The 25,464-nt window shown below is 69.1% G+C and carries 27 protein-coding genes, 1 tRNA gene and 1 pseudogene; 18 read left to right on the top strand and 11 right to left on the bottom strand.

Going from position 1 to position 25,464, the window contains the following annotated elements; translation table 11 throughout:
* Positions 1-6 precede the first annotated feature (6 nt).
* From WFM69_RS17790 to WFM69_RS17810, 5 genes and pseudogenes are all read left to right on the top strand, one after another.
* Positions 7-1,212: pseudogene (locus WFM69_RS17790) on the top strand (M23 family metallopeptidase); the annotation flags it as partial.
* Between the two features lie 41 nt (positions 1,213-1,253).
* Positions 1,254-1,520 (top strand): DUF6112 family protein, encoded by a 267-nt coding sequence (locus WFM69_RS17795; RefSeq protein WP_337006979.1) that lies wholly within the window; start codon positions 1,254-1,256, stop codon positions 1,518-1,520.
* 117 nt (positions 1,521-1,637) lie between these two features.
* Positions 1,638-1,907, top strand: a complete 270-nt coding sequence (locus WFM69_RS17800; RefSeq protein WP_336627504.1) for a DUF6112 family protein — start codon at positions 1,638-1,640, stop codon at positions 1,905-1,907.
* Between the two features lie 30 nt (positions 1,908-1,937).
* Positions 1,938-3,287: a conjugal transfer protein TrbL gene (locus WFM69_RS17805; RefSeq protein ID WP_336627505.1), complete on the top strand. Its 1,350-nt coding sequence runs from the start codon at positions 1,938-1,940 to the stop codon at positions 3,285-3,287.
* Positions 3,288-3,290: 3 nt separating this feature from the next.
* Positions 3,291-4,757, top strand: coding sequence for an SCO6880 family protein (locus WFM69_RS17810; RefSeq protein WP_337006980.1), 1,467 nt, complete (start codon positions 3,291-3,293; stop codon positions 4,755-4,757).
* A 10-nt stretch (positions 4,758-4,767) separates the two neighbouring features.
* Here WFM69_RS17810 and WFM69_RS17815 read toward each other — a convergent pair whose 3' ends face one another.
* Positions 4,768-5,628, bottom strand: a complete 861-nt coding sequence (locus tag WFM69_RS17815; RefSeq protein WP_336627507.1) for a DUF4062 domain-containing protein — start codon at positions 5,626-5,628, stop codon at positions 4,768-4,770.
* 85 nt (positions 5,629-5,713) lie between these two features.
* Between WFM69_RS17815 and WFM69_RS17820 the strand changes: the two genes are divergently transcribed.
* The 8 genes from WFM69_RS17820 (at position 5,714) to WFM69_RS17855 (ending at position 12,854) form a co-directional block, all read left to right on the top strand.
* Complete coding sequence (locus tag WFM69_RS17820; protein WP_336633417.1) at positions 5,714-6,526, top strand: hypothetical protein; 813 nt, start codon at positions 5,714-5,716, stop codon at positions 6,524-6,526.
* Positions 6,523-7,995 (top strand): VirB4 family type IV secretion system protein, encoded by a 1,473-nt coding sequence (locus WFM69_RS17825; protein ID WP_336633416.1) that lies wholly within the window; start codon positions 6,523-6,525, stop codon positions 7,993-7,995. The genes WFM69_RS17820 and WFM69_RS17825 overlap by 4 nt, the downstream gene beginning before the upstream one ends.
* A gap of 31 nt (positions 7,996-8,026) precedes the next feature.
* Complete coding sequence (locus WFM69_RS17830) at positions 8,027-8,548, top strand: hypothetical protein (RefSeq protein WP_336627510.1); 522 nt, start codon at positions 8,027-8,029, stop codon at positions 8,546-8,548.
* Between the two features lie 53 nt (positions 8,549-8,601).
* Positions 8,602-10,323: a TraM recognition domain-containing protein gene (locus tag WFM69_RS17835; RefSeq protein ID WP_336627536.1), complete on the top strand. Its 1,722-nt coding sequence runs from the start codon at positions 8,602-8,604 to the stop codon at positions 10,321-10,323.
* Positions 10,324-10,395: 72 nt separating this feature from the next.
* A complete protein-coding gene (locus WFM69_RS17840; RefSeq protein WP_336627511.1) occupies positions 10,396-10,854 on the top strand; it encodes a single-stranded DNA-binding protein in 459 nt (152 codons plus the stop codon).
* A gap of 8 nt (positions 10,855-10,862) precedes the next feature.
* Entirely contained in the window at positions 10,863-11,429 is a 567-nt protein-coding gene (locus WFM69_RS17845; protein WP_442927775.1) for a hypothetical protein, read from the top strand.
* Positions 11,426-11,641 (top strand): helix-turn-helix transcriptional regulator, encoded by a 216-nt coding sequence (locus WFM69_RS17850; protein ID WP_336627512.1) that lies wholly within the window; start codon positions 11,426-11,428, stop codon positions 11,639-11,641. Before WFM69_RS17845 ends, WFM69_RS17850 begins: the two co-directional genes overlap by 4 nt.
* The gene (locus WFM69_RS17855) at positions 11,625-12,854 is read left to right on the top strand and encodes a tyrosine-type recombinase/integrase (RefSeq protein WP_336627513.1); all 1,230 of its coding nucleotides are present in this window, start codon (positions 11,625-11,627) and stop codon (positions 12,852-12,854) included. The genes WFM69_RS17850 and WFM69_RS17855 overlap by 17 nt, the downstream gene beginning before the upstream one ends.
* A gap of 208 nt (positions 12,855-13,062) precedes the next feature.
* On the opposite strand, the gene WFM69_RS17860 is transcribed toward WFM69_RS17855, so the two are convergent.
* Positions 13,063-13,136: transfer RNA gene (locus tag WFM69_RS17860), tRNA-Pro, on the bottom strand.
* Positions 13,137-13,323: 187 nt separating this feature from the next.
* On the opposite strand from WFM69_RS17860, the gene WFM69_RS17865 reads away from it, so the two are divergent.
* The 5 genes from WFM69_RS17865 (at position 13,324) to WFM69_RS17885 (ending at position 16,962) form a co-directional block, all read left to right on the top strand.
* On the top strand, positions 13,324-13,920 hold the full coding sequence (locus tag WFM69_RS17865; RefSeq protein ID WP_337006981.1) for a GNAT family N-acetyltransferase: 597 nt from the start codon (positions 13,324-13,326) through the stop codon (positions 13,918-13,920).
* A gap of 9 nt (positions 13,921-13,929) precedes the next feature.
* Positions 13,930-14,385, top strand: coding sequence for a hypothetical protein (locus WFM69_RS17870; RefSeq protein ID WP_337006983.1), 456 nt, complete (start codon positions 13,930-13,932; stop codon positions 14,383-14,385).
* Positions 14,386-14,447: 62 nt separating this feature from the next.
* Complete coding sequence (locus tag WFM69_RS17875) at positions 14,448-15,116, top strand: lysoplasmalogenase family protein (protein WP_337006985.1); 669 nt, start codon at positions 14,448-14,450, stop codon at positions 15,114-15,116.
* Positions 15,116-15,487 carry an RNA-binding S4 domain-containing protein gene (locus WFM69_RS17880; protein ID WP_337006987.1) on the top strand — a complete coding sequence of 124 codons (372 nt, stop codon included), beginning with the start codon at positions 15,116-15,118 and terminating at the stop codon, positions 15,485-15,487. The genes WFM69_RS17875 and WFM69_RS17880 overlap by 1 nt, the downstream gene beginning before the upstream one ends.
* 38 nt (positions 15,488-15,525) lie before the next feature.
* On the top strand, positions 15,526-16,962 hold the full coding sequence (locus WFM69_RS17885; RefSeq protein WP_337006988.1) for an HNH endonuclease signature motif containing protein: 1,437 nt from the start codon (positions 15,526-15,528) through the stop codon (positions 16,960-16,962).
* A gap of 35 nt (positions 16,963-16,997) precedes the next feature.
* Here the strand turns inward: WFM69_RS17885 and WFM69_RS17890 are convergent, their stop codons facing one another.
* The 9 genes from WFM69_RS17890 to xerD all read right to left on the bottom strand — a co-directional run bounded on the left by WFM69_RS17890 (position 16,998) and on the right by xerD (position 25,463).
* On the bottom strand, positions 16,998-17,903 hold the full coding sequence (locus WFM69_RS17890; protein ID WP_337006989.1) for an NUDIX hydrolase: 906 nt from the start codon (positions 17,901-17,903) through the stop codon (positions 16,998-17,000).
* A gap of 77 nt (positions 17,904-17,980) precedes the next feature.
* Positions 17,981-19,453: a ribosome biogenesis GTPase Der gene (der, locus tag WFM69_RS17895; protein ID WP_337007020.1), complete on the bottom strand. Its 1,473-nt coding sequence runs from the start codon at positions 19,451-19,453 to the stop codon at positions 17,981-17,983.
* A 40-nt stretch (positions 19,454-19,493) separates the two neighbouring features.
* Positions 19,494-20,177 carry a (d)CMP kinase gene (gene cmk, locus WFM69_RS17900; protein WP_337006990.1) on the bottom strand — a complete coding sequence of 228 codons (684 nt, stop codon included), beginning with the start codon at positions 20,175-20,177 and terminating at the stop codon, positions 19,494-19,496.
* A complete protein-coding gene (locus tag WFM69_RS17905; RefSeq protein WP_337006992.1) occupies positions 20,170-21,306 on the bottom strand; it encodes a prephenate dehydrogenase in 1,137 nt (378 codons plus the stop codon). The genes cmk and WFM69_RS17905 overlap by 8 nt, the downstream gene beginning before the upstream one ends.
* Positions 21,303-22,097: a pseudouridine synthase gene (locus tag WFM69_RS17910; RefSeq protein ID WP_337006994.1), complete on the bottom strand. Its 795-nt coding sequence runs from the start codon at positions 22,095-22,097 to the stop codon at positions 21,303-21,305. The genes WFM69_RS17905 and WFM69_RS17910 overlap by 4 nt, the downstream gene beginning before the upstream one ends.
* A complete protein-coding gene (gene scpB, locus WFM69_RS17915) occupies positions 22,094-22,729 on the bottom strand; it encodes an SMC-Scp complex subunit ScpB (RefSeq protein ID WP_442928457.1) in 636 nt (211 codons plus the stop codon). Before scpB ends, WFM69_RS17910 begins: the two co-directional genes overlap by 4 nt.
* Positions 22,719-23,576 carry a segregation and condensation protein A gene (locus tag WFM69_RS17920; RefSeq protein WP_337006998.1) on the bottom strand — a complete coding sequence of 286 codons (858 nt, stop codon included), beginning with the start codon at positions 23,574-23,576 and terminating at the stop codon, positions 22,719-22,721. The genes scpB and WFM69_RS17920 overlap by 11 nt, the downstream gene beginning before the upstream one ends.
* Positions 23,560-24,393: a ParA family protein gene (locus WFM69_RS17925; RefSeq protein ID WP_337007022.1), complete on the bottom strand. Its 834-nt coding sequence runs from the start codon at positions 24,391-24,393 to the stop codon at positions 23,560-23,562. The genes WFM69_RS17920 and WFM69_RS17925 overlap by 17 nt, the downstream gene beginning before the upstream one ends.
* Before the next feature lie 167 nt (positions 24,394-24,560).
* Positions 24,561-25,463 (bottom strand): site-specific tyrosine recombinase XerD, encoded by a 903-nt coding sequence (gene xerD / locus WFM69_RS17930; RefSeq protein WP_337007000.1) that lies wholly within the window; start codon positions 25,461-25,463, stop codon positions 24,561-24,563.
* Position 25,464 lies beyond the last annotated feature (1 nt).

The following is a 25,464-nucleotide window of genomic DNA, read 5'->3' on the forward strand; positions in this document are numbered from 1 at the left end:
CGTCTCGTGTTCCGTAAGCTCGCCGTTCTCACGCTCGCCGCACTCTTCTTCGCGCCGGCGACTCTGCTGCTGTCGGTTGGGGTGCTGATGAACCCGGCCGCCGATGCCGCATGCTCGACCACCGGGTCGCTCTCGGTCGGAGCCGTGCCCGACAGCCTCCGGGTCACCACGGCGGACGGCTCCACGTTCACGCTGAACAAGACACAGCTCACGCATGCGGCGACGATCATCACGGTCGGCGGCCGGATCGACGGGGTCGGCCGGCCCGGGGTGAAGATCGCGCTGATGGCGGCGCTCAGCGAGTCCACGCTGCGGATGCTCGCGAACACCGGCACTTACCCCGAGTCCGCGAACTACCCCAACGACGGCAACGGCCGCGACCACGATTCCCTCGGCTTGTTCCAGATGCGCCCGCAATCCGGGTGGGGCACCGTCGCCGAACTCATGGACCCGACGTACCAAGCCCGCGCATTCTTCGGCGGCCCGACCGGCCCGAACAATGGCTCCCCCCGAGGTCTCCTCGACATTCCCGGCTGGCAGACCATGGACCCCGGGGAAGCCGCACAGTCCGTCGAGGTGTCCGCGTTCCCCTACCGCTACCGCAACAACGCACCCGTCGCGGACGTCATCCTCAACGCCCTCACCCACGCCGGTGTCTCGCGGGCGGGCTCCGCCACCGGCGGAACGACCGTTGCGGACGGCTCGTCGCGTGTGGTGTTCCCGCTGCCTGCAGGGACGTGGGTGTTGGCGTCGCCGTTCGGCCTGCGTATCCACCCGATCACCGGGGAAGCGTCGTTCCATACCGGCACCGATTTCGCCGCCCCTGAGGGGACGCCGATCCTCGCCGCCGCGGACGGTGTCGTGACCGTTGCAGGGCCGGTCGGCGGATACGGGAACCTGATCGTCATCGAGCATCACATCGACGGTCAGACGGTCGCGACCGCGTACGGGCACATGTGGGACACCGGCGTCCTCGTCCACGTCGGAGACCGGGTGACCGCCGGTCAGCACATCGGCGACGTCGGCTCCGCCGGCATGTCCACCGGCCCGCACCTGCATTTCGAGGTCCGCCCCGGCGGCACCAACGGCACGGCGATCGACGCCGCCGCGTGGCTCACCCAGCACGGCGCCGCGAACCTCCCCACCGCGACCACCGGCCCCACGACCGGATGTGAGGCCCACGGGACCACAGCTGCGCCTTGGCCGGAACCGGCGGGCCCGATCACGGCTGCACTCCCCCGCGGTGGTGCGTGATGGGCGTGTTTCCGAACTTCGGCGGGCTGGCCGGGATCGGTGATCTGAAGCAGGTCGTCGGCGCGCTGTTCATGTTCGTGGTCGTCATCGCCGTGCTCATGCTGATCGTCTCGGCGATCTGCTGGGCGATCGCCGCCGCGCAGGGCAATTACTCCGCCGCCACGAAAGGCCGGGTCGGGGTGCTCGTCGCGCTCGGCGCCGCCGTGCTCGCGGGCGGCGGGGTGGCGTGGATGAACTGGCTCATCGCTCTCGGTCAACGACTCTGACGCACACCCGGACCCGCCCCCTGAGACGTGCCCGGTGATGCGGGCGAGCGAGGACGCGGCGGTCAGCACGGTGCACCTGTGGGCAGAAGCCACCTCTCGCCTGAAGGAGACACCATCGTGATCGACATTCCCCCCAACAGTTCCGGTCTTCCCGGGATCGCGGCCCTGCGCACCATCGTCGGTGCGGTGATGACGGTCGGCCTGATCCTCGCCGTCCTGGCACTGATCGTCTCAGCCGTCGTCTGGGCCTACGGCGCGAACTCCAGCAACCCGCATCTGGCCGGTCGGGGCAAGGTCGGCGTCCTCGTGTCCTGCGGTGCCGCGATCGTCTGCGGCGCGAGCGTCGCGCTCGTGAACTTCTTCTGGGGCGTCGGCCAGACCGTCTAGAACCCGGTCCGGTAGAAAGCAGGTCTTGTGATGGGCATATGCGATGTCCCCGTCATCTCCACCGTCTGCAACACCGCAGGTGAGGCGGCGGCATCGCTGGTAGCGGCGCCGTTCGACTGGCTCGCCCAGGCGATGGGCGGCGCGGCAAGCTGGCTGTTCACCGCCGTCTGGGCCGTGTTCGACACCACCACGTTGGTGAACGTGCAACGGCCCGGGTTCCTGTCGGTGTTCAACCTCGTGTTCGGCATCGCCGTGTTCGTGATGCTGCTGTTCTTCTGCCTGCAACTGATCACCGGGATGATCCGGCGTGACCCCACCGCGCTGACCCGCGCGGCGCTCGGCCTCGGGAAGGCCGTGATCGGCTCCTTCGTGGTCGTCACCCTGGTCGCGTTGCTGTTGGAGATCACCGACCAGCTCTGCGTCGGGATCATCCAAGCCGCCGGCGAGACCACCAAGACCATGGGCGACAAGATCGCCGCCCTCGTCGTTGGGCTCTCCGCGCTGTCCATCCCCGCGCCCGGGGTCGGGGCGATCATCATGATCTTCCTCGCCGGTCTCGCGATCGCAGCAGCGGCGATCGTCTGGCTGTCGCTGCTGATCCGCAAATCGCTGCTACTCGTCGCGGTCGCCCTCGCCCCGCTCGCCTTTTCCGGATCGTCGTGGGACGCGGCCCGCGGCTGGGTGAGCAAGTGGGCCATGTTCGTGATCGCCCTGATCCTGTCCAAGCTCGTGCTCGTCGTGATCTTCCTCGTCGCGATCACCCAGGTCGCGGCCCCCATCGACCTCGACCTGGCCTCCGTGTCCGACCCGCTCGCAGGGATCGTGCTGATGGCGTTGGCGGGGTTCGCGCCGTACCTGACGTACCGGTTCCTCGCGTTCGTCGGCACCGACTACTACGGGCAGGCCGCCGCCGAGGACGACGCGAAACGCGCCCTGAACCGACCCATCCCGATCCCGTCGAAGCCGTCCGGTGACGGGCCGAAGAAGGTACTCGACGGTCAAGCGAGCAGGCCCGGCGGCGGCTCTGGAGGCGGTGGTGCGGCGGCGCCGATGGCCTCCCCGACCGGCGGCTCAGCAGGGGCGACCAGTGCGAGTGCAGGGGCGGGCGCCGGGGCAGGGGCGAGTGCCGGAGCAGGCGCGGCGGGTGCCGGTGCAGCGGCGGCAGGCCCAGCGGTGGCCGTGGTCGTGGGCGCGCAGGTCGTGAAAGCCGCGGCCACCGCGGGACCGAAGGCCGGTGCGGCATTGGCCGGTCAGGGCGAGACGGTCGCCAGCGGCGCCGGACAATCCAGCGCCCCTCCGCCGCCTTCGGCACCCGCGCCGACCGCAGCGCCAAGCGTGCGCCGGGCACCCCAAACCCCGCCCAAGGCGACGAAGGAGTGACCGATGGTCAGTCATGCGAAAGAGCCCGCGCCGGGCGAGCTCGTGCCGGTGAAGTTCTCCCGCCTCACGCGCCGGGGCGTGCTGTTGGGGTTGTCGGTCGCGCAGCTCGTCACCCTCGGCATCGGCGGCCTCACCCTTATCGCCGCGTTCTACGCGGGCGGCGGGATGCTGCTCGCCTACACCGCCCCGATCTGGGTTCTCAGCGCCGCACTGACGTGGATCCCTGTCGGCGGGCGCCCGGTGGTGGAGTGGCTGCCGGTCGCGTTCTGGTGGCTGTGGCGGGTCACGGGCGGGCAACTGCTCTACCGTCGCGGGATCGTGAAGCCCCGCCCCGCCTGCACCCTCGCCCTGCCCGGCGACGTGGCCCGGCTCCGCGAATACATCGATCCGGAGACCGGGGCCTGCATGATCCGCGACCCCCACGCCGCGACGTTGACGGTCGTCTGTGACGTGACACATCCCGCGTTCGTGCTCCTCGATCCTGGCGAGCAGGAACGCCGCGTCACCACCTGGGGCCGCGCATTGGCGACGGTATGCCGGTCTGGACGGATCGCGACCCTGCAAGTCCTCGAGCGCACCCTGCCCGACTCAGGCACCGGGCTCGCGGAGTGGTGGACCACGCACGGCACCCCGGACGGCTCCTGGGCCGCCGACACCTACGCCGAGCTGATCGAACGTGCCGGGCCTGCTGGGGAACGGCACGCCACCACGATCAGCCTGAGCCTGGACATGAAGGCCGCGGCCCGGCAGATCAGAACCGCCGGCGGCGGCATCAAGGGGGCCGCCGGGGTGCTGCGGCAGGAGATGTCGACCCTGGCGTCCGCATTGCGGTCGGCCGACCTCGCCCCGTCCGGGTGGCTCGACGCCGGACAGATCGCCGTCATCCTCCGCTCCGCCTACGACCCTGCCGTCGCGTCCGCGTTGGAACGGCACGGGCAGATCGGCCGCGACCTCGCCACCGCCGGCCCGGTCGCGGTCACCGAGACCTGGGGCAACCTGCGCACCGACTCCGCCCACCACGCCGTGCTCTGGATCTCCGAATGGCCCCGAAGCCTCGTCTACCCCGGATTCACCGCCCCGATCCTGCTGTCCACCGGCATCCAGCGAGCCGTGTCGCTGATCTACACCCCGATGCGCTCCGACCAGGCCGCCCGCGACATCCGCCGCAAGAAGGTCGAGTACATCAGCGACGCCGCCCAGCGTTCCAGACTCGGGCAGATCGAAGACGCCGCCCAAACCGCGGAGTTCCAAGACGTGCTGCAACAGGAAGCGGACCTCACCGCGGGCCACGGAGTCCTGCGCGTGACCGGCCTGATCAGCGTGTCCGCGCCTACCGTCGACGAGCTGGAAGCCGCGGTTGCAGCCATCACCCAGGCTGCGATCCAGAGTTCCTGCGAAACCAGGCGGCTGGTCGGCCAGCAGGCAGCCGCGTTCACCGCAGCCGCCCTCCCACTGTGCCGCTCGGTTTGATGGGCACAAACTAGCCGACGTGGAAGTCCCGGTGCCGGCTCTCGCCATCCTCGATCCAGTGAATCCGGAGGATGGGATCACTGGACCCGCCCCATGTGAACATCAGTGGCACCCGCCGCATCTGGCCGCGATGGATGATCGTGGGTTCGTCGGCTCCGGCGACGAACATGCCGCCATTCTCCGCGGGACTCTCGAACGTGACGCTCTCGGCGTCTCGGTCTCCCGTATTCGTGACCTCCGCCCAATGCTTGGTGCTGTAGCGAGGAGCCCCTTTGGAGTTCAGACCAGACATCTCGCGCTCCTGCCGAGGCTGGACAAAGAAGTCGACGCCGACTGGCTCGGACGGAGGCGCTGTGACGCTCTGAAGCGACATTGCCGCGATGTCGTGTTCAATCGCCTTCCAGACCTCGTGGTTGAGCTGTTCGACGTTGCTGAACTCGCCGAGCAGGCCACGATCCTGCATGCCCTTCTTGAAGGCGCGCACTGCATCGAGCTGACTGGTGTCAACGTCATGAGGAAGCGGTGCGGTCGAGAAGTACATATGCACCGGCCGCCCCAGTTCCACGGCGCGGTCCACTTCTTCCACGGTCCCGGAGATTGCATCGGGGGTTGGCGAACCTAGTCGGCCGCCGAACAGTGCGAACACGATGTCTGAATCATCGACGCCCTGGGCGTTGATGAGCTTCTGCGGATGGGCGCCCATGACAGGAACCGCGGATGTCTCCCAACGCCACGGCTGCAGGATCACGCCCTTCGTCCTTGCATTGGCGTCGTTCCAGCCATGTACCGCTTTCTCCACCGCGTCGCGCGCTTCAGGCACATCGGACGGTGAGGCAATCATCACGCGGAGCACGGTGGCGACATAAGGCATACCTCCAAGCCTACGGAGCATGACCGACACCAATCGGGCGCGTGCACCTGATCAGCACTTCCGATACGAGCCATGGAGGCCGGTCATGCCCAGCTATGAGAACCCCCTCGCCGACGCCGCTGAAGCTTCCGAGGCTCTCCGCGGCCTGGCCCACGCGACCCGGACCTGGGACGACCCCGCCGACACCTACCAGGTGATCGGCGAGCTGGCCGTCGGCATCCGGTCTCTGCATCAGATACTCGGCCAGATCGCCGCCGTCCACACCGCCCGCCGGGACCACGTGAGTGCCGACGACGGCGACCGCGCATCCGGCGCGCAGGCCGCGACCGCTGCTGCCGACGGGTTCCAGCAGGCGGCGGCGCTGATCGATCAGGCCGACGACCAACTCTCCGCCGCGTTCGCCGAGTCGGGCCGGATTGTCTGGCACCCGCGCCCGGCCCCGGCCGAGCAGTGGATCACGGTCGTGTTCCTGCAGGGTGAGGATGCTGAACGGCCGCTGCGCATCCTCGGCGAGCTGGGCCACGTTGACGCGGTGGACTACCTCGCCCAGTGGGACTATGGCGACGAGACCACCCAGGCCGCGCTCGAGAACGGGTACGTCTACGACGAACCCGGAGCAGGCGCCAACGACCAGGTGATCACCTCGGGCGACTACGCGCTGGTTGTCAATCCGCACATGGGATACGTCTCACTCCTCCGCCGGACTGAGCCCGCCCCGGAGGCCGAAGAGGTTGAGATGCTCGCGCCACCGGCCATGGGTGGCCCCGAGGTGCTGGGGTCGTACTCGTCGCCGGGCGCACCGAAGCGGGCACCGGTTCAGCCTGCGAAGCGGGACGGGTCATGGTTCGAGCCAGCTGCGATCACCGCCGTCAAGCAGGCGCGAGGGCTGACGCTATGAGCGCCGAGCGGGAGAAGCTGCACACCGCGGTGCTGGTGGAGCCAGCCTCAGAGCGCCGCAAGTACCGCAAGCAACGTCGCGAGGCCGCCGCCCGACTGATCGCGGAGCAACGCCGCACCGACCGGGACGTCGCGAAAGCCAAGGCTGTGGCCGAACGGGTTGAACGACGCTCGGTCACGTATCTTCCGAGGGCCGGCGAGGCGGGGCTGGCGGCCCTGCGTTCACCGGGGGGACTGCGGTTGCCGAGGCATCAGGACACCAGCGCCGTGCTCGCGGCGCAGTACCCGTTCCTCGCCGAAGGGGGTCTGGGCAGTCAGGGCGTGTTCGTCGGACAAGACATGTACTCCGGTGGCAGCTTCGTCTACGACCCGTGGGAACTGTATCGGCGGGGCGTCATCACCGCGCCGAACATGATCCTGGCTGGCATCGTCGGCTCCGGGAAATCGAGCCTCGCAAAGTCGCTCTACACGCGCTCCCTGCCGTTCGGGCGTCGCGTATACGTGCCCTGCGACCCCAAAGGCGAGCACAGCCCCGTGGCGGAAGCAGTCGGCGGGAAAGCGATCGTCCTCGGGCACGGACTCGCCGCGCGACTGAACCCACTCGATGAAGGCCACCGCCCCTCCGGGCTCTCGAACCAGGAATGGGCCAGCACCCTGGCCTCGCGGCGCCGCGAACTGCTCGGTGCCCTCGCGGAAACGGTCCTCGGCCGCGACCTCTCACCCGTGGAGCACACCGCGATCGACACCGCCCTCACCGCCGCCGTCCAGGACGCGGACGTGCCGATCCTGCCGATGATCGTGGACCGCCTCCTCACCCCGTCCGCCGACGCCGACGACCGCCTCGCCGAAGATGGCCGGCTCGTCGCCCACGCGCTGCGCAGACTCGTCGGCGGCGACCTCGCCGGCCTGTTCGACGGACCCTCAACGGTGCGGTTCGACCCGTCGCTACCGATGGTGAGTCTCGACCTCAGCCGTGTCGCGGAGAACGCCGCCCTCCTATCGGTGCTGATGACCTGCGCGTCTGCGTGGATGGAAGCCGCACTCATGGACCCCGCCGGCGGAAAGCGCTGGATGATTTACGACGAGGCCTGGCGACTCATGGCCCACCCCGCCCTCCTACGCCGGATGGACGCGCAGTGGCGACTCGCGAGGCACTACGGGCTCGCGAACATGCTCATCTTCCACAAGCTCTCCGACCTGGATAACGTCGGCGATCAGGGCTCGGCCATGCGGTCGCTGGCGAACAGTCTGCTCGCCAACGCGGAAACGCGGGTGATCTACCGGCAGGAATCTGACCAGCTCTCCACTACCGCGAACGCTCTCGGTCTGACCGGCACCGAACAACGCCTCCTGCCCGGGCTCGGCACCGGACAGGGCCTGTGGCGCATCAAGGAGCGTTCTTTCGTCGTGCAGCACCAGATGCATCCCGACGAGCTCGCCCTGTTCGACACCACCACCCGCATGATCTAGAAAGCTGGGCTCGGCGGCGTACCTGCCGGGCATGAAGCGAAGCGAACTCGACCAGCCGCCCGTCGCGATCCCGACCCTGATCCTCACGGTGCACAAGGCCGGTACGCTGACTGCCACGATCGATGGGGCCCCGATCACGCCGCCTGAATGGGCGCCGCCCTGGCGGCGTGAGTCGTTCCCGCAGATCATCGACCAGGCCAGCCACGATCGCACCCGCACCATCCGCGTCGAGGTCCGCGAAGCAGACGGCTCCGTGTTCACCGACCTCATCACCGCCCGGCGCCGCCGGGCCCTCTCCGAGCCCGAGCCCACCGTCGACGCCGCTCCCGCGCCCACGACGCCGGCCTTCGACCAGATCGACGGCGAGGGGTTCATCCCCGGCGAGGATGTCGCAGTCGCGATCATCACTGGACACACCGACGCCGCCCCCACCGGCGTTGCCCGCGCGCTTATCGACCCCGCGGGCCCGCTCCCGGATCACGTCGACGGCCCCGTGGAGGTCCTGCTGCTCGGTCGCATCTCCGGCACGACGGTGATCCGGCGACTGTCGTGAACGGTGAGGGCCGGCAGACCGGATCGTTCGGAGACGAGCTGACCAACGCCGCCATGATCGGGCTGGTCGCGCTCTTCGGCATCGCCCTCGTCCTCCGCGGCGCCGGCACCATCACCGCCTGGCTCACCGGGACCAGCCAACCCCACGGCGGGCCGGCATCCGGAATCGGTGTCCTGGCACATCCCGGCGACCCCGGTACAGCTCTCGACGCCGAGCATCTGAACGTCGTCGTCTACTGGATCGTCACCGGCCTCATCCTCGCCCTCCTCGTCACGCTGGTGGGGTTCGTGTGGGTCAGAGTCCGCAGGTACACGCATCGGGTCGAGGCCGATCCGCGGCGGATAGCCGGGATCGCGACTCGCCAAGACGTCGCGACCGCAGCCTCCCAGAAGGCCCTGCTCCGTCGAGCCGCCAATCTCCGCCCGGGTCTCGCGAATCCGAAGCCGCAAGATGTCGGCTACCGGCTCGGGGCCTCGAAGGGCGTGGGCGTGTGGGCGTCGGTCGAGGACTCCATCATGGTCATCGGCCCGCCCCGCTCCGGCAAGGGCCTGCACCTGGTCATCCCCGCGATCCTCGACGCGCCCGGCGCGGTCATCGCGACCTCCACCCGGCCCGACAATCTGACCGCAACCATGCGCGCTCGCAGGCGGGTCGGACCGGTGGCGATCTTCGATCCGCAACACCTCGCCGAAGGACTGCCCGCCGGGATGCGCTGGTCACCGATCCGCGGCTGCGAATCACCGCAGACAGCCATGATCCGCGCCGCCGGCCTCGCCGCCTGCACCGGACTGTCCGCAGGCGGGGTCGATTCCGGCGGGTTCTGGGAAGGCAAGACCCGTACCGCACTCCAAGCGTTGCTGCACGCCGCGGCTATCGACAACCGGCCACCCGCCGAACTGTTCAGATGGACCCTCGACCCCACCGCCGCAGCCGATGCGGTCGCGATCCTCACCGGCTCCACCCGGGCCGCGACCGGCTGGGCCGAATCCCTGGAAGCGATGATCGACTCCGATCCCCGTACCCGCGACTCCATCTGGCAAGGTGTCTCCCTCGCCCTCGGCTCCCTCGCCGACCCCCGCGTCCTCGACACGGTATCTCCCGCCGAAGGCGAAGGCTTCGCCCCAGAGGCATTCATCCGCGACAAGGGAACCCTGTTTCTGCTGGCCACCGGCGCCGGGGCCGGAGCCAGTGCCGCACTGGTCGCTGCGCTGGTGGAAGACCTCATCGAGACCGCCCGCCGCCTCGCCGCACGCTCACCCGGAGCACGTCTCGACCCGCCCCTGCTGCTGGCACTGGACGAGATCGCGAACCTCTCACCACTGCCCAGCCTGCCCACCCTGATGGCGGAAGGCGGCGGATCGGGGATCACGACCATGCCCGTTCTCCAGTCGCTCGCGCAAGCACGGGACAAGTGGAACGAGCACCAGGCCAACGCGATCTGGGATGCCTCGATCGTAAAGGTCATCCTCGGCGGCGCATCCAACAGCCGCGACCTGCAAGACCTTTCCGCACTTATCGGCGAGCGCGACGAATACACCGACAGCGTGACACTCGGCGACCACGGCACCCGCTCCAACCAACGATCCGTGCGCCGCGTCCCGACCTTCCCGCCCGACCGCATCCGCCGACTGCCTTTCGGAACCGGCGTCGTCCTGCTGCGTTCCGCACCACCCATCGTCACCGACCTGCACCCCTGGCCCGGCCGTCCCGACGCCGCTCGGCTCAAGAGCGACCGCGCCGAAATCGAAGCGCAGCTGCACCACGCCGAGAACTGACCAGGGAGGCGATCGCGCACCTTCCCGCCACACCGGCTGCACCTGGCGGCGCGGCAGAAGGGAAGCACGATCATGACTATTCACACGCAGGAATCCGTCTCCGGGTTCGTCGCGTCCGACCCGCAACTCACCCAGACCGCAAAGGGCGACCCGCGGCTGTATCTCCGGTTCGGACAGGAGCACTACCGCCGCGAAGAAGACGGCACCTTCACCCAACTGGAGACCACCTTCCACAACCTCGTCATGTTCGACCGCTCCGCCGAGCACGCTGACGCCCGCTTCGCGAAGGGCGACAACTTCGTCGCCGAGGGCTACACCCGCCCCGTCAACTACGAACGAGACGGCCAGACCGTCGACGACGAGGAGTTCGTCGCCAAGAAGATCGGTCACGACCTCGCCCGTACCCGCTACGACGTCGACCGCACGCCGCGACGCGCCAGTGCGGAACGCGAGGCACCGAAACGGGAAGTCTCGGCTTTCACGTCCGCCCGCAGCTCACAGCGCAGCGCCGCCCCGGCGATGGGACTGTAAGGCCGGTCATGGACGACGAGCGCGAGTCGGCGCCGGTACCGGAGATGGATGCACCGGACGATGACCTCAACGATCCCATGATCCCGGAGCCGCCACATCCGATCAACTGGAACCTGCTCACAGCCGAGGAGGCCGAAGTCGAATGGCTGGAGCTCAACCGTTGGGTCGACTGGCTCCGACACTCCTATGGACTCCCGGCCTCGGTGATCCCACCGGCCTGGCATCTCCACCCCGAACTCGTCTGGGAACTGTCAGCGCTGCATATGCACTGGCTCTGCGCCTACGACCCCGACCAGAATGGGTCCGCGCCTTTGGGCTGGCATCGCGACTTCGCCGACGCCCGCATGCGGCTCCGCGACTGGGTCGCCGCGTGCGGCACCCGACTCGACCGCGACCGCCCCACACGGCGGACCGTCTGGCCCGGCGAGAAGCCCGGCGATCCCATCGAGGACACACCGATCGTCGATCGCGACGCTGAGTTCGTGGAGTTCGTCTTGGCCGACGTGCAGCGCCGCCGCGACGCCGAGGACGCGTTCTACGCCGGCCTCGACCCGGACACCGGAGAACTCCCGTGAGCGAGAGCGCGGGGAGCCTGCTCGTGTCGCCGCTGATGTACAGCCGCGAGGTAGCCGCGTACTTGAAGGTGTCGGAGTCCACGCTGTCGCGGTGGCGGTCCGCAGGAAGCGGGCCGCCGTTCTTGCGGCTGGGCGGGATCGCCCGGTATCGGCTCGACGCCGTCGACCGCTGGCTGGACGGCTTGGAGCACGACCATGCCCCGGAGGGCTGAGCCGCTACCGACCGCCGAGCCCAAGCCGGTACCGCCGATCGGGGTGAAGCTGTCCACCGACATGGAGCGCCGTTCCTACGGCATCCGCGCCCGCGCCCGCTGGACGGACCCGACCACCAAGCGCCGCGTGATCCGCACCGAGATCGTGCGGGACGAGGCTGCGGCGCACGCCTTCTTCGACCAGCTCCGCAACTCCTCCGTGAAAGGCATGGACGTGTCCATGACCATATTGGAGTACGTCACCTCCATCGGGGACAGGTGGGCGCGAGGTCTGGACCCGACATCCACGGGAGAGACCTACTGGTACGGGTTGAAGCTGCGTGTGCTGCCCGCCCTCGGGCATCTGCCCGTCTCGCAGATCACCGCCGGGATCATCGACCGCACCATCGACGGCTGGGAACAGCACTACGGGGCGTCGACTATCAAGAACTCCATCGCGCCGCTCGTGCGGGTGCTCGATGAAGCGGTCCGGGACGGGCTGATCCAGATCAACCCCGCGAAGAACCGGGCAAAGCGGAGTCTGAACCGCAACGCCTTCCGTGGGCAGTCGGCCACGCAGTCCTCACCGCGCGCCCACGCGATCCCGGACATGAAGACCCTCAACAGGCTCGCCCGGGCCTGCGGGACGGTGCACCAGTCCTACAGCGACTTCGTGATGCTCGCCGCCCTGCTCGCCGCACGCTCCTCCGAGGTGTCCGGGCTCCAGGTCGGGGACGTGGACTTCGGGAAGAACCTCGTCGTGATCCGCCGGCAGATCTTCCCCGGGAAAGGCGGCCTGGTCACCAAGCCGACCAAGAGCCGCAAGGAACGGCGGGTGCCGATCCTCGAACCGCTCCGCCCCGTCTTGGAACGACTAGTCAAGGACAAGCAACCCGAAGACCAGCTCCTCGTGGGGCCGAAGGGCGGCATCCTCACGACTGCGACCGTGCGCGACGCCACCAACTGGGACAGCATCGTCGCCAAGCTCGGACTGCCCAACCTCACCCGGCACGGGCTCCGGCACACCGGGGCGACCTGGATGGCGGATGCCGGTATCCCGCTGCACGTCCTCCAAGACATCCTCGGGCACGCCTCGATGGAGACCACGCGGGGCTACCTCCACCCCGACGATCGCCACCTGGCGTCCGCCGCCGAGCAGGCCAACGCCTTCCTCTCGGCCGCCGGACAGCGCAAGCACGCCCGGCGCGGCAGCACCCCGTCCAGGGGCCTGTGATGCGGTCCCTACGCCGGGGCGATAGTCGCCGAAACCGTTCTGGTCCCCTTTTGGTCCCCTTATCCACAGGCCGCGGCCGAACAACCATCGCGAAGGCAGTCGGCGCGCCGCCTCGACCGGCCAGGGGGACCAGAGGGGGACCAAACGAAAACCGCTCCGAACATGACGAAGCCCAGGTGAGAAACCTACTCTCACCTGGGCTTTTCTGTCGGGATGACAGGATTTGAACCTGCGACCCCCTGACCCCCAGTCAGGTGCGCTACCAAGCTGCGCCACATCCCGTTGTTCACTTTTTCGGGCTACTGGAGGTTGAAACCACTTAACCCCCAGTCAAGTGCGCTACCAAGCTGCGCCACAGCCCGTTGTTCTGCACTCTCGCGCAGGCAACTCCCCTATCTTAGCCGCATGTTCGGCCCCTCCGCGAACCGAGCCGTTGCGGGTGTCGGACGCCCGGCGTACCGTCGCGGGCATGGTGACGATCACGACCGAACCGGCCACGGCCGAGCGCTGGGACGATGTGCAGCATGCACTGACCGGCGGCGGTGACGGTGCGAGCTGCCAGTGCATCTGGCCGGTGCTGAGCAACAAGGACTGGAACGCCACCACCACCCCACAGCGCGCCGAGCTGTTCCGCGCCGAGGTCGACGAGGGTCCACCTCCGGGCATCATCGCCTACGTCGACGGCGAAGCGGCCGGATGGATCAGGATCGGTCCGCGCACGAAGCAGGCGCGCGTCCCCCGTACACGCATCATCGCGGCGGCGAGCACCGAACCGTTCGACGACGACTCGGTCTGGGCCGTGACCTGCTTCGTCGTACGACGCGAACATCGCGGGTCCGGGCTCAACCTCGAGCTGCTGCGTGCCGCGGTCGCCTACGCGCAGGAGTCCGGCGCCCGCCTCATCGAGGGGTATCCCGTCGACACGGGCGGCACGAAGCAGCGCAGCAACGACCTGTTCCACGGCACACTCGGCACATTCCTCGCCGCGGGTTTCACCGAGAAGACCGAGCTCAAGCCGGGTCGTGCGCTTGTGGCACTCGACCTCGCCGCGCACGCCAGCCGATAGCGTGAGGGCATGAGCGACCCGCACTCCACGATCGACGACCCCCGCCTCGGCACGCTCACGCGCGCCCGCTCCGAGCTGACCGACGGCACCGTGCTGACCCACGACTGGTTCGTCGGCACCGTCTCGGTCGACGGCGCTGAGGTCGAGCTCATGCTCGAAGGCACGACACCCGACGAGGTCGCACCCCTGCTCCCCCGGCTCCGTGAAGTCGTAGCCCGACTCGACACCCTCCGGCGGATCGCCACAGATGCCGTCGTGACGCAGTTCAGCACGGGCGAGCCGGAACCGCATGAGCTCGACGACGCGGCATCCGACCTCACTCTCGACACGATCGAATCGGCGGCCGACGGAACGGTCGTGCTGCACCTGAACGACGGGTGCGGCGAGCACTTCCCCGAGGGCTACTGGCCCGCCGTCCACTTCGGCGTCGACGACACCGTCGCGCAGGTCACCGTCGAGTCGTGAGCGCCGTGCGTCCGCCAGGCCCGGCGACCGAACCGGAGTCCGCCCGACCATACGATGAGGGGATGCAGCGCCGCACCCGGCCCACCTTCTTCGCGTGGGCCTTCGCCCCCTTCGTCGTGGTCTCGCTCCTTCATGTCGTGCTGCTGGCGGTCGACAGCCCCCTCGCCGGGCCGACGAAGCTCTTGCTCATGCCGATGCTCGCCATCCCCGTCCTGGTTTCGGCCCGCCGACTCGCGCCGCGTGCGACGTTGCTCCTGTTACTTGCGGCGTTGCTGTTCTCCTGGCTCGGCGACGGCGCCGGTGCGTTCTTCCCCGCGGCTCCTGAACTCCCGTTGATGCTGCTGTTCTTCGGCATCGCCCATGTGGCATACATCGTCCTGTTCGCCCGGTATCTCGCCATCCGAAGAGTGCCGTGGTGGGCGCTGGTGTACGCCGCGTGGTGGGTCGCGATGATCCTCTTCCTCGGCCCGCACACGGGAAACCAGCTCATCGCGGTCGGGCTCTACGGAGTCGTCCTCGGTGGGACCGCCGCCTTCTCCGCCCGCTGCAACCCGCTCGTGGCCGTCGGCGGCGCGTTCTTCCTCGCCAGCGACACGCTGCTCGCATTCCGGCTGTTCCTGCCGGATTCCCTCCCCTCGTGGAGCAGCCCCGCCGTGATGCTCACCTACACGCTCGGGCAGGGCCTCATCGTCGCCGGCGCGCTGATCGCACTCAGGAAGAGGAACGCCTGATGGATGCGGCACGCGTCGACAGCTGGCTCTGGGCCATCCGGGTGTACAAGACGCGCTCGGCCGCGACGACGGCATGCCGCGCGGGGCATGTTCGCGTCAACGGCGAGAAGGTGAAGGCCGCCCAGCAAGTGCGCGTGGGCGACGAACTGCGCGTCCGCATCGCCGGATTCGATCGGATCCTCATCGTCCGCCAGCTTCTCGTGAAACGCGTGGGCGCGCCGATCGCGGCGCTGGCCTATGAGGATCGCACGCCGGAGCGGGAACCCCAGGCCGCCCTCGGTCTCCGTGATCGAGGCGCCGGACGACCGACCAAACGGGAACGCCGCGACATCGACAAGCTGCGCGGCCGAAGCGATATTCTTTCCGACTGACCTCTTCCATTCTCGAACATATGTTCTAAACTGGAGGCATGACTCTCCAGACCGATCTCGACCTCGAACTCGAGGAGCGACGTCGTGTGCTGGATGCGTGGACCGACAAGAGACGTCAGATCGCCGCGCTCGAGGCGGAGGCCGCTGAGCTCCTGGTGGAGCAGATCGCTCTTCATGATGCCGAGGTCTCGACGAACCCCTTCCACCGCGAAGCGATCCGCCGTTCCATGGTCGCGGAGTTCGCCGCCGCAGCGCACGTGTCGAAGGGGTCCATGGACTTCGCCTTCGCCGACGCTCTCGCGCTGCAGACGCACCTGCCCGCGGTGCGAGCCGCGTTCGCCGGCGGCGCGATCAGCTCCGGTCACGTCCGCGAGATCGCCAGAGCGAGTGCGATCGTCGCCGAGGCCATCCGCAATGGGAGGGCCGATACAGAGGTCATGGCTCTGTTCGAGACAGCGGTGCTGGTGGTCGCCGAAGAAGACACGTCGGCACGCACCCGATCGCACGCGCGGCAGGTCGCTGCCGCGCTCATCGGCGACACCGTCCTCGACCGGCACCGCCGCGCAGCCGCGGAGCGGTGCGTGACCGTGAAGTCCCTCGATGATGGACTCGCGCTGCTCACCGCCGTGCTCCCGGAGTGGATCGCCACGGCGATCTCCGATCGACTGAGCCGCATGACGCGCGAGATCGTGCGCTCGAGAGACGACAGCGACATCGTGCCCCTCCCCTGGTGGTTCGACGACGACCACGACACCATCGGCCCCGACAGCTTCTCCCTCGATGACCCGTGCTTCGACGACCCCCGCTTCGGCCCCCGCGGTGCCGCGGTGATCGCGAGTGCCGACGGCGATACCTTCGCGACCGATCCCGAGATCGAGCACCTGCCCACCGATACGCGCACGTGGGCGCAGATCCAGGCCGACCTCCTCAGCGACCTGCTCCTCACGGCAGACCCCAGCGCCGCGCACGGCGACGGCCTCGACCACATCCAGGCCCGCGTGCAGGTCACAGTCGCCGCGACAACGCTCGCGGGCGCCGATGATCGTCCCGCCGAACTCGACGGGCACGGCCCACTCGATCCCGACATCGCGCGCGACCTCGCCGCACGCAACACCGGGTGGAGTCGTCTGTTCCTCGATCCGAGCGGAATGCTCGTCGAGACCGACACCTACACGCCGACCGAAGGGATGCGGCGCTTCCTCCGCGCACGCGATCAGCATTGCCGCTTTCCGGGCTGCCGTATGCCTGCGCACCGCAGTGAGATCGACCACAACCACGACCACGCCACCGGTGGGAGAACACGACTCGACAACCTCGCGCACTTCTGCCGCGCGCATCACACGCTCAAGCATCCGGACGTCCCGGATCCACACCGGTGGACGGCGCGACAGGAGAAAGATGGCAGTGTCACCTGGCACAGTCCGCTCGGGCGTGACTACTCCGATCCCCCACCTCGACGAGTGATGTTCGTCTGATGCCGTGGGGAGAGAATCATCCCGGTCAGAGCGAGTCAGTCCCGGCCGTCGAGCAGGTCCCGCAGCCATCCGACCGACTGCGTCCGCACCGCTCCTGCTCGCTCCACCTGCTCACGCAGCTCCCGATCGCTCGTCACGGCGACGACGGCCTGTCCCGCTGCCACCCGACGCTCGACCTCGGCGACGATCGCGTCGTCACCCGCGGCAGCCGCACGCACGACCGACACCGCGCCCGACTCCTGGTCGATGCCGCGCGCCTGCCCCTCGACGACCAACGCGACCCCCGGGAACCACACGTCGCCGCCCAACTCCAGAACACTCGCGGGCACGGACAGGCCGTCCAGACGATCGCGCAGGCGCGACGCCGCACCGGCCCGATCCTTCCACCAGCCGTCCGGCACGGAGCCGACCATGTTCGCGGCATCCACGACCACAGCCGGACGCACACCGAGCAGTTCGCGCAGCGCGGGCCACGCCGCTCCGAAACCGGGATGCAGGGGACGGGAATCCACCTCGTCCACGGGGACCCACTCCAGCGCGACGCTCTCCGGGTCGCTGATCACCGGCTCGAAAGGTGTCTGCACATCCGCGACCACCGTCGTGTACGACCAGATGCCGAGATCCAGCACGCTCGTGAATCGCGGGCGCACGGCCTCATCGGGAACGCCGGCCTCTTCCTGTGCCTCACGGATCGCACCGACGATCGCACTCTCGCCCTCGTGCAGCGCCCCGCCCGGAAGCCCCCAGGTGCCGCCGAAGTGGCTCCATGCGACGCGGTGCTGCAGCAGGATGCCGCGCACCGGGTCGACGGCGAGAAGCCCGGCAGCGCCGAAGCGCCCCCAGTACCTCTCCCCCGACTCCGCCACGACCCAGGCATCGCCCGGATTCCGGGGTCCGTCGGGGCGGCGCGGTTCACCTGCGGCAGGAGGTACGACAGTCACCCCCTCAGCTTTTCACAGCATCGGGGTCACGGCACCACGGCGCGACATGCGCCGGAACAGGTCAGCGCCGGAACAGGTCAGCGCTGGCGCTTCTCGCGCACACGCATGTTGATCACGATCGGGGTGCCCTCGAACGAGTAGAGCTCGCGCAGGCGGCGCTGGATGAACCGGCGGTAACCGGGGTCGAGGAATCCAGTCGTGAACAGCACGAACGTCGGCGGACGGGTCGACGCCTGCGTGCCGAACAGGATGCGCGGCTGCTTGCCTCCACGCAGCGGGTGCGGGTGCTCCGCGACCAGCTCGGCGAGGAACGCGTTGAACTTGCCCGTGGGGATACGGCGGTCCCAGTTGTCGAGGGCCGTCTCCAGCGCGGGCACGAGCTTGTCGAGGTGGCGTCCGGTCTTCGCCGAGATGTTCACGCGCGGGGCCCAGGCGACGTGCGCCAGGTCCTGCTCGATCTCCCGCTCGAGGTAACGACGGCGGTCGGCGTTCTCGAGGTCGTCGTCGTTCAGACGATCCCACTTGTTGAACGCGAGCACCAGCGCCCGGCCCGACTCCAGCACCAGGTCGATGATGCGCACGTCCTGCTCGCTGATCGTCTCGGAGACGTCGAGCACGACGACAGCGACCTCCGCCTTCTCCAGCGCGGCCGAGGTACGCAGCGAGGCGTAGAAGTCGGCGCCCTGCGCCATGTGCACGCGACGGCGGATGCCGGCCGTGTCGACCAGGCGCCACATCTTCCCGCCGAGCTCGACGACCTCGTCCACCGGGTCGCGAGTCGTGCCGGCCAGATCGTTGACGACCACGCGCTCTTCGCCCGCCGCCTTGTTCAGCAGCGACGACTTGCCCACGTTCGGTCGGCCCAGGATGGCGACACGACGCGGTCCGCCGATCTCCTGCTTCGCCACCGCAGAGACCTCCGGAAGCTTCTTCAGCACCTCGTCGAGCAGGTCGGCGACACCGCGTCCGTGGATGGCCGACACGGGGTGCGGCTCTCCGAGACCGAGGTTCCAGAGGGCGGCAGCCTCCGGCTCCTGGCGGGCGTCGTCGATCTTGTTGGCGACGAGGAACACCGGCTTGCCGCTCTTACGCAGCAGCTTCACGACGTGCTCATCGGTCGACGTCGCGCCGACCATCGCGTCCACGACGAACAGGACCAGGTCGGCGAGGTCGATCGCGACCTCCGCCTGCGCGGCCACCGAGCGGTCGATGCCGCGGGCATCCGGCTCCCAGCCACCCGTGTCGACCAGCGAGAAGCGGCGGTCGGCCCATTCGGCCTTGTAGGTCACACGGTCGCGCGTCACGCCGGGGGTGTCCTCCACGACAGCTTCGCGACGCCCCAGGATGCGGTTCACGAGCGCCGACTTGCCCACGTTGGGCCGTCCGACGATCGCCACCACGGGCAGCGCGGGGCTGTACTGGATGCCGTCCTCGCCCAGCGTGATGCCGGCGAGGAGCGCGGCATCCTCATCGTCGAGCTCGTAGTCGGCGAGCCCGGCGCGCAGCGTCTCGGCACGCTGCTCGGCGAGGTGCTCGTCGAGCTGGTCCATCTTCTCGGCGAGCTGGTCGGGGCCGCCTTCGTATTCGTCGTCAGCCACGGTGTGCTCCTCGGAGTTGCTCGATCACCGTGAGCACGGCGTCGATGGTCTGGGGGAAATCGAGTTCCGTCGAATCGACGACCTCGACGCCTTCTGCGGCGTTCAGGAAGTCGACGACGGCGCTGTCTGAGGCATCGCGCTTGTGCAACGCCGCGGCGACAGCGGCCGCGTTCTCGCCGGCGAGTTCACCGGCACGTCGAGCAGCCCGCACGTCAGGGGCCGCGGTGAGCAGGATCCGCACCGGAGCATCCGGCGCGACCACGGTGGTGATGTCACGACCCTCGACCACGACGGCGGGATACGACGACTCGGCGACGAGCCGACGGAACAGCTCGTTCACCTGGGCGCGCACCTCGGGGACACGGGCCACACCGCTCACGGCGCCCGAGACCCGGGGGTCCCGGATCGCCTCGGTGACATCGACATCGCCGACGAGCACGGTGCGGTCGTCCGGATCCAGCCCCAACCGCACCGGGAAGTCGGAAGCGGCCTCCCGCACGGCTTCGGCAGTGTCGGTGTCCGCGCCGCGGTCGAGCACGTGCCAGGCGAGTGCACGGTACGCCGATCCGGTGTCGAGGTACCCGAAGCCGAGCGCGCGGGCGACGGCTTTCGACACGCTGGACTTGCCGGAGCCGGCCGGCCCGTCGATCGCGATGAACTTGGTGGCGTCAGTCATTGGAGTTCCCTGCGATGCGCCATCCACGGCCCTGGAGTCCGGCGATCGCGCCGAGGAGAGCGGCCGGGTCGACGCTGATCTCGGCGAGGCCGAACTGTGCGCCCGGCGAGTGTTCGAGGCGGAGGTCTTCGACGTTCACGCCGAGCTCACCGAGGTCGCCGAACAGACGTCCGAGCTGCCCTGCGGTGTCGTCGATCATCACGATGAGCGACTCGAAGCGCTGGTTCTGTCCGTGCTTGCCGGGAAGCCGTTCGACGCCGTCGTTGCCCTGACGGATCGTCTCGGCGACCGCACGCCGCGAACCGGGTGCCTCGGGTGCGCGCAGCGCGTCCGAGATGCCGCCGAGGTCGGCGGCGAGAGCATCGAGGATCTCGACGACAGGACCGGCGTTCGCGCCGAGGATCTGCACCCAGAGTTCGGGAGCGGATGCCGCGATGCGCGTGGTATCGCGCACACCCTGCCCGGCAAGGCGCAGCGCGCCGTCCTCCGCATCCGCGAGACGCGCCGCGAGCAGGCTGGCGACGACCTGGGGAACATGCGAGGTCAGCGCGACGGAACGATCGTGCTCCTCGGGAGTCATCTCCAGGGGGGTCGCCCCGACCTCGAGCGCGAGCGCCTCTACGAGAGCGAGGTCGGCGGCCTTGGTGTCTTCGTCCCGGCAGACCACCCAGGGGCGGCCGATGAACAGGTCGGCGCGCGCCGAGATCGCTCCCCCGCGCTCACGACCGGCGAGCGGGTGCGAGCCGATGTAGCGGGCGAGATCGACGCCGCGCGCCTGCAGCGTGCGCAACGGTTCGAGCTTCACGCTGGCGACGTCGGTGACGACGGCATCGGGGAATCGTGCGAGCTCGGCCTGGATGACGTCGGCGGTGACATCGGGCGGAACCGCGACCACGATGAGCGCCGGGGCATCCCCATCGGCGGCGATGCGACCCGCGCCGTAGTCGACCGCGAGGCGCAGCTGCGCCGGAGAGGCGTCGGTCAGGACGACGTCGACACCCTTCGCCCGGAGTGCGTGTCCGATGCTCGATCCGAGCAGTCCTGCGCCGACGATGCGGACGGTGCCGGAGAGACGAGGCGCGACGATGCCGGCTCTCCGCCCCGCGGGCGCGCTCGTCGTATCGGTCATTCGTTCTCCTGCTCGCCTGGCGCCTCGGCGACAGTGGAATCACGGCGCGACAGGGTCAAGAGCGCGCCGAGTTCGATTTTACTCAGTTCCCGCGTCTTCCCGGCCGGGAGAGTTCCCAGGTGGAGCGGGCCGAACTGTCGACGGACCAGTTCCGTGACCGGGTGGCCGACGGCCGCGAGCATGCGGCGCACGATGCGGTTGCGCCCGGAGTGCAGCGTGAGCTCTACCAGGCTCGACCCGCGGGAGGTGTCCAGCAGCCGCGCCTTGTCGGCGGCGGTCGGGCCGTCTTCGAGTTCGATGCCCTTGGTGAGCTTCGTGATGGTCTGCGGCAGCACCGTGCCCTCGACCTTGGCGATGTACACCTTGGTCACCCCGAACGAGGGGTGCGCCAGCACGTGGGCGAGCGCACCGTCGTTGGTGAGGATCAGCAGACCGCTCGTCTCGGCGTCGAGACGGCCCACGTTGTACAGGCGCTCCTCGTAGTCGGCGGTGAAGCGGCGCAGGTCGGGGCGTCCGCTCTCATCCTTCATGCTGCTGACGACACCCGTGGGCTTGTTGAGCATCACGTAGCGCTTCGAGACATCCAGCTGCACCGCGGTGCCGTCCACATCGACGAGGTCGTGCTCCGGGTCGATGCGGCGCCCGAGTTCGGAGACGACGATCCCGTTGACGCGGATGCGGCCTTCGGTGATGTACTGCTCCACGACACGGCGCGACGCCACCCCCGCAGCGGCGAGCACCTTCTGCAGGCGCACGCCCTCCGGCTGCTCCGGAGAAGACAGGTCGGTCATCGGATGGTCCCTTCGTCGAATCCGTCTGCACCGTCATCGAGCAACGGGGAGATCGGGGGCAGCTCGTCGAGCGAGTTGATGCCCAGATGCTGCAGCAGCGCATCGGTGGTGCCGTAGTTGATCGCGCCCGTCTCGGAGTCGGCGAACAGTTCGGTGATCAGGCCGCGGGCGAGGAGCGTGCGCACGACCGAGTCCACGTTCACGGCACGGATCGACGCGACCTGGCTGCGCGTGACGGGCTGCTTGTACGCGATCACCGCGAGCGTCTCGAGCGCGGCCTGCGACAGGCGGGCCGGAGCCTGCCCGCCCACGAACTCGGCCACGAGCGCGTCGAGGTCCTCACGGACGTACAGGCGCCATCCACCGCCGACCTCGCGCAGCTCGAACCCGCGACGCGGCCCCTTGCCGTTGCCGTCGTAGTCCTCCACGAGTGCTTCGAGCGTCTGCCGCACGGCGGGAACGGGCGAGCCGACCGCAGCGGCCAGCGCGATGAGACCGATCGGCTCGTCCACGATGAACAGGATCGCCTCGATCCGCTCGGCGAGGGGCAGCGAGGTCTCCACGTCCGCGGTGGTCTCCACGTCCGCGGTGGTCTCCACGTCCGCGGTGGTCTCGGTCATGTCATCGGTCATAGTCGGCCCCCAGGGTCGCCAGTGTCTCGTCCGACCAGGAGTCGGCGGCCCAGCGGAGCGTGAGCTCGCCGAGCGGTTCCAGTTGTTCGAAGGACAGCGCCGCGTGCCGGTACAGCTCCAGCACCGAGATGAAGCGCGCCACCACGATGCCCGGCTCGGTCACGCCGGCGACCAGCTCGCGGAAGCTCACCGACTCGGTGCCGCGCAGCAGCGTCACGACGATCGCGGCCTGCTCGCGGATGCTCACCAGCGGTGCGTGCAGATGATCGAGACCGACGTGCGGGATCTCCTTCGGTGCGAACGCCAGCAGGGCGAGGGCGCCGAAGTCGTCGGCGCTCAACGACCACACCAGCTCCGGCGTCTGCTTGCGGTGCTTCTCGTCGAGGCGGACCGCACGGACGTGACGACGATCCTCGCGCTGCAGGCAGCGGGAGAACCAGGCGGACACCTCCTTGAAAGCGCGGTACTGCAGCAGGCGGGCGAACAGCAGGTCGCGCGCTTCCAGCAGCGCCACGGCCTCGGCATCCACCAGCTCACCCTGCGGCAGGAGCCCGGCGACCTTCATGTCGAGCAGCGTCGCGGCCACGACCAGGAACTCGGAGGTCTGCTCCAGGTCCTCATCGTCGTCGAGCCCGCTCAGGTAGGCGATGAACTCGTTGGTGACGGCGCTCAGCGACACCTCGGTGATGTCCATCTCGTGCTTCGAGATGAGATTCAGCAGCAGATCGAACGGCCCGTCGAAGTTCGACAGGGAGACCCGGAAACCGGCGTTCTCCGCCGAGGCGGAATCGCCTGCGCTCTCCTCGAGCGTCGCGTCGACGGGTCCTTCGTCAGGCGACGGCGCCACGGGCGACCAGCTCCCGCGCCAGCCGCAGATACGCCTGCGCGGCGGCGTGCTCCGGCGCGAACTCGGTGATGGGCACACCCGAGACCGAGGCGTCCGGGAACTTCACGGTGCGCCCGATCACGGTCTCCAGCACATCGTCGCCGAAGGCCTCGACCACGCGCTCGAGCACCTCACGGGAGTGCAGCGTGCGCGGGTCGTACATCGTGGCGAGCAACCCGTCCATCGTGATCGACGGGTTGAGCCGGTCGCGCACCTTGTCGATGGTCTCGATGAGCAGCGCCACGCCGCGCAGGGCGAAGAACTCGCACTCGAGCGGGATGATGACGCCGTGCGCCGCGGTCAGCGCGTTGACCGTGAGGATGCCGAGCGACGGCTGGCAGTCGATGAGGATGACGTCGTACTCCCCCGCGACCTGGCGCAGGACCCGGGCGAGGATCGTCTCGCGTGCGACCTCGTTCACGAGGTGCACCTCGGCGGCGGAGAGGTCGATGTTGGCCGGCATCACATCGAGGCCCTCGACGCTCGAGTGCACGATCGCGTCGTGCGCGTCGCGCTTGGTGTCCAGAAGCAGGTCGTAGATCGTCGGCACGTCGTGCGTCGGGATGCCGAGGCCGGCCGACAGCGCACCCTGCGGGTCGAAGTCGACGGCGAGCACCTTCCGGCCGTACTCGGCGAGAGCTGCGGCCAGGTTGATGGACGTCGTGGTCTTGCCGACGCCGCCCTTCTGATTGCACAGCGCGATGATCCGCGCCGGACCGTGCGAGGCCAGCGGTTCCGGAATCGCGAACCCGTGATACGGACGGCCAGTGGGTCCCATGGGGGTCTCGTCGGCCTTCTGGCCCTTCGCCCTGGACTTCGCCACTTTCTCAGCCACCGTTCTCCTGCTCCCTTGTGCTTGCTCGATTGTAGCGGCCGGGCCGTTCCCCAGCCGCCTCGGCGCGCGGCGGAACGGCTCTCCGGGCGTGTGCGCGCGTGCACGGGAGGTCAGCGGGCGCGCGGATGCGAGGTCGCGTAGATGTCACGGAGCGCGTCGACGGAGACGTGCGTGTAGATCTGGGTGGTCGCGACCGAGGAGTGGCCGAGGAGCTCTTGCACCACGCGCACGTCCGCGCCGCCCTGCAGCAGGTGCGTCGCGAACGAGTGCCGCAGCGTGTGCGGCGAGACGTCCGTCGTGATCTGCGCGCGTTCGGCGGCATCGCGGATCACGAGCCAGGCGCTCTGACGCGACAGGGGCGAACCGCGGGCGCCGAGGAAGAGCCGCGCCGACGCGCGTCCCTTCGCCGCGAGACCCGGTCGCACCCGGGTGAGATAGGCATCGACGGCGGTGCGCGCATACGACCCGACCGGCACGATGCGCTCCTTCGAGCCCTTCCCGCGGAGACGGAGCACGTCGCCGTGGGCGAGGTCGTCGACGTCGAGCCCGACCGCCTCGGACACGCGCGCGCCGGTCGCGTACAGCAGCTCCAGCAGCGCGCGATCCCGGATCCCGATCGGCTCGTCCGGCGACGGGGCAGCGAGCAGCCGCTCCACCTGGTCGATCGTCAGAGCCTTGGGAAGACGCCGGGGCGCTTTCGGGGGACGCAGCCGGCCGCTCGGGTCGTCCGCCTCGATGCCCTCGCGCGCCAGGAACCGATGCCACCCGCGCACTGAGGACTGCAGCCGTGCGAGGCTCGTCGCTGCCGGAGCCGGCTCGGCCGAGGCGCGTTCGGCGATGAACCGGTCGATCACCGCCGCCGTCACCTCCGAGGTGTCGGCGATCCCCGCGGCGACCAGCCACTCCCGGTAGCCGTCCAGGTCGCGCCGGTAGGCCGCGATCGTGTGGGCGCTCAGTCCGCGCTCGACCGTCACATGCCGCAGGTAGGCGTCGAGGGCGCGCTCGAGCTGCATC

The organism is Microbacterium sp. LB12 (assembly GCF_037150835.1).
Lineage (GTDB): Bacteria > Actinomycetota > Actinomycetes > Actinomycetales > Microbacteriaceae > Microbacterium.

Coding starts and splice junctions, on each gene's coding strand:
- WFM69_RS17905 (WP_337006992.1), bottom strand. CDS start 21,306: ATGACCGATACGACGAGCGCGCCCGCGGGGCGGAGAGCCGGCATCGTC.
- WFM69_RS17825 (WP_336633416.1), top strand. CDS start 6,523: ATGAGCGCCGAGCGGGAGAAGCTGCACACCGCGGTGCTGGTGGAGCCA.
- WFM69_RS17835 (WP_336627536.1), top strand. CDS start 8,602: ATGATCGGGCTGGTCGCGCTCTTCGGCATCGCCCTCGTCCTCCGCGGC.
- WFM69_RS17820 (WP_336633417.1), top strand. CDS start 5,714: ATGCCCAGCTATGAGAACCCCCTCGCCGACGCCGCTGAAGCTTCCGAG.
- cmk (WP_337006990.1), bottom strand. CDS start 20,177: ATGACTGACGCCACCAAGTTCATCGCGATCGACGGGCCGGCCGGCTCC.
- WFM69_RS17795 (WP_337006979.1), top strand. CDS start 1,254: ATGGGCGTGTTTCCGAACTTCGGCGGGCTGGCCGGGATCGGTGATCTG.
- WFM69_RS17865 (WP_337006981.1), top strand. CDS start 13,324: ATGGTGACGATCACGACCGAACCGGCCACGGCCGAGCGCTGGGACGAT.
- xerD (WP_337007000.1), bottom strand. CDS start 25,463: ATGCAGCTCGAGCGCGCCCTCGACGCCTACCTGCGGCATGTGACGGTC.
- WFM69_RS17870 (WP_337006983.1), top strand. CDS start 13,930: ATGAGCGACCCGCACTCCACGATCGACGACCCCCGCCTCGGCACGCTC.
- der (WP_337007020.1), bottom strand. CDS start 19,453: ATGGACCAGCTCGACGAGCACCTCGCCGAGCAGCGTGCCGAGACGCTG.
- WFM69_RS17885 (WP_337006988.1), top strand. CDS start 15,526: ATGACTCTCCAGACCGATCTCGACCTCGAACTCGAGGAGCGACGTCGT.
- WFM69_RS17855 (WP_336627513.1), top strand. CDS start 11,625: ATGCCCCGGAGGGCTGAGCCGCTACCGACCGCCGAGCCCAAGCCGGTA.
- WFM69_RS17830 (WP_336627510.1), top strand. CDS start 8,027: ATGAAGCGAAGCGAACTCGACCAGCCGCCCGTCGCGATCCCGACCCTG.
- WFM69_RS17880 (WP_337006987.1), top strand. CDS start 15,116: ATGGATGCGGCACGCGTCGACAGCTGGCTCTGGGCCATCCGGGTGTAC.
- WFM69_RS17925 (WP_337007022.1), bottom strand. CDS start 24,393: ATGGGACCCACTGGCCGTCCGTATCACGGGTTCGCGATTCCGGAACCG.
- WFM69_RS17910 (WP_337006994.1), bottom strand. CDS start 22,097: ATGACCGACCTGTCTTCTCCGGAGCAGCCGGAGGGCGTGCGCCTGCAG.
- WFM69_RS17875 (WP_337006985.1), top strand. CDS start 14,448: ATGCAGCGCCGCACCCGGCCCACCTTCTTCGCGTGGGCCTTCGCCCCC.
- WFM69_RS17805 (WP_336627505.1), top strand. CDS start 1,938: ATGGGCATATGCGATGTCCCCGTCATCTCCACCGTCTGCAACACCGCA.
- WFM69_RS17815 (WP_336627507.1), bottom strand. CDS start 5,628: ATGCCTTATGTCGCCACCGTGCTCCGCGTGATGATTGCCTCACCGTCC.
- scpB (WP_442928457.1), bottom strand. CDS start 22,729: ATGACCGATGACATGACCGAGACCACCGCGGACGTGGAGACCACCGCG.
- WFM69_RS17845 (WP_442927775.1), top strand. CDS start 10,863: ATGGACGACGAGCGCGAGTCGGCGCCGGTACCGGAGATGGATGCACCG.
- WFM69_RS17840 (WP_336627511.1), top strand. CDS start 10,396: ATGACTATTCACACGCAGGAATCCGTCTCCGGGTTCGTCGCGTCCGAC.
- WFM69_RS17810 (WP_337006980.1), top strand. CDS start 3,291: ATGGTCAGTCATGCGAAAGAGCCCGCGCCGGGCGAGCTCGTGCCGGTG.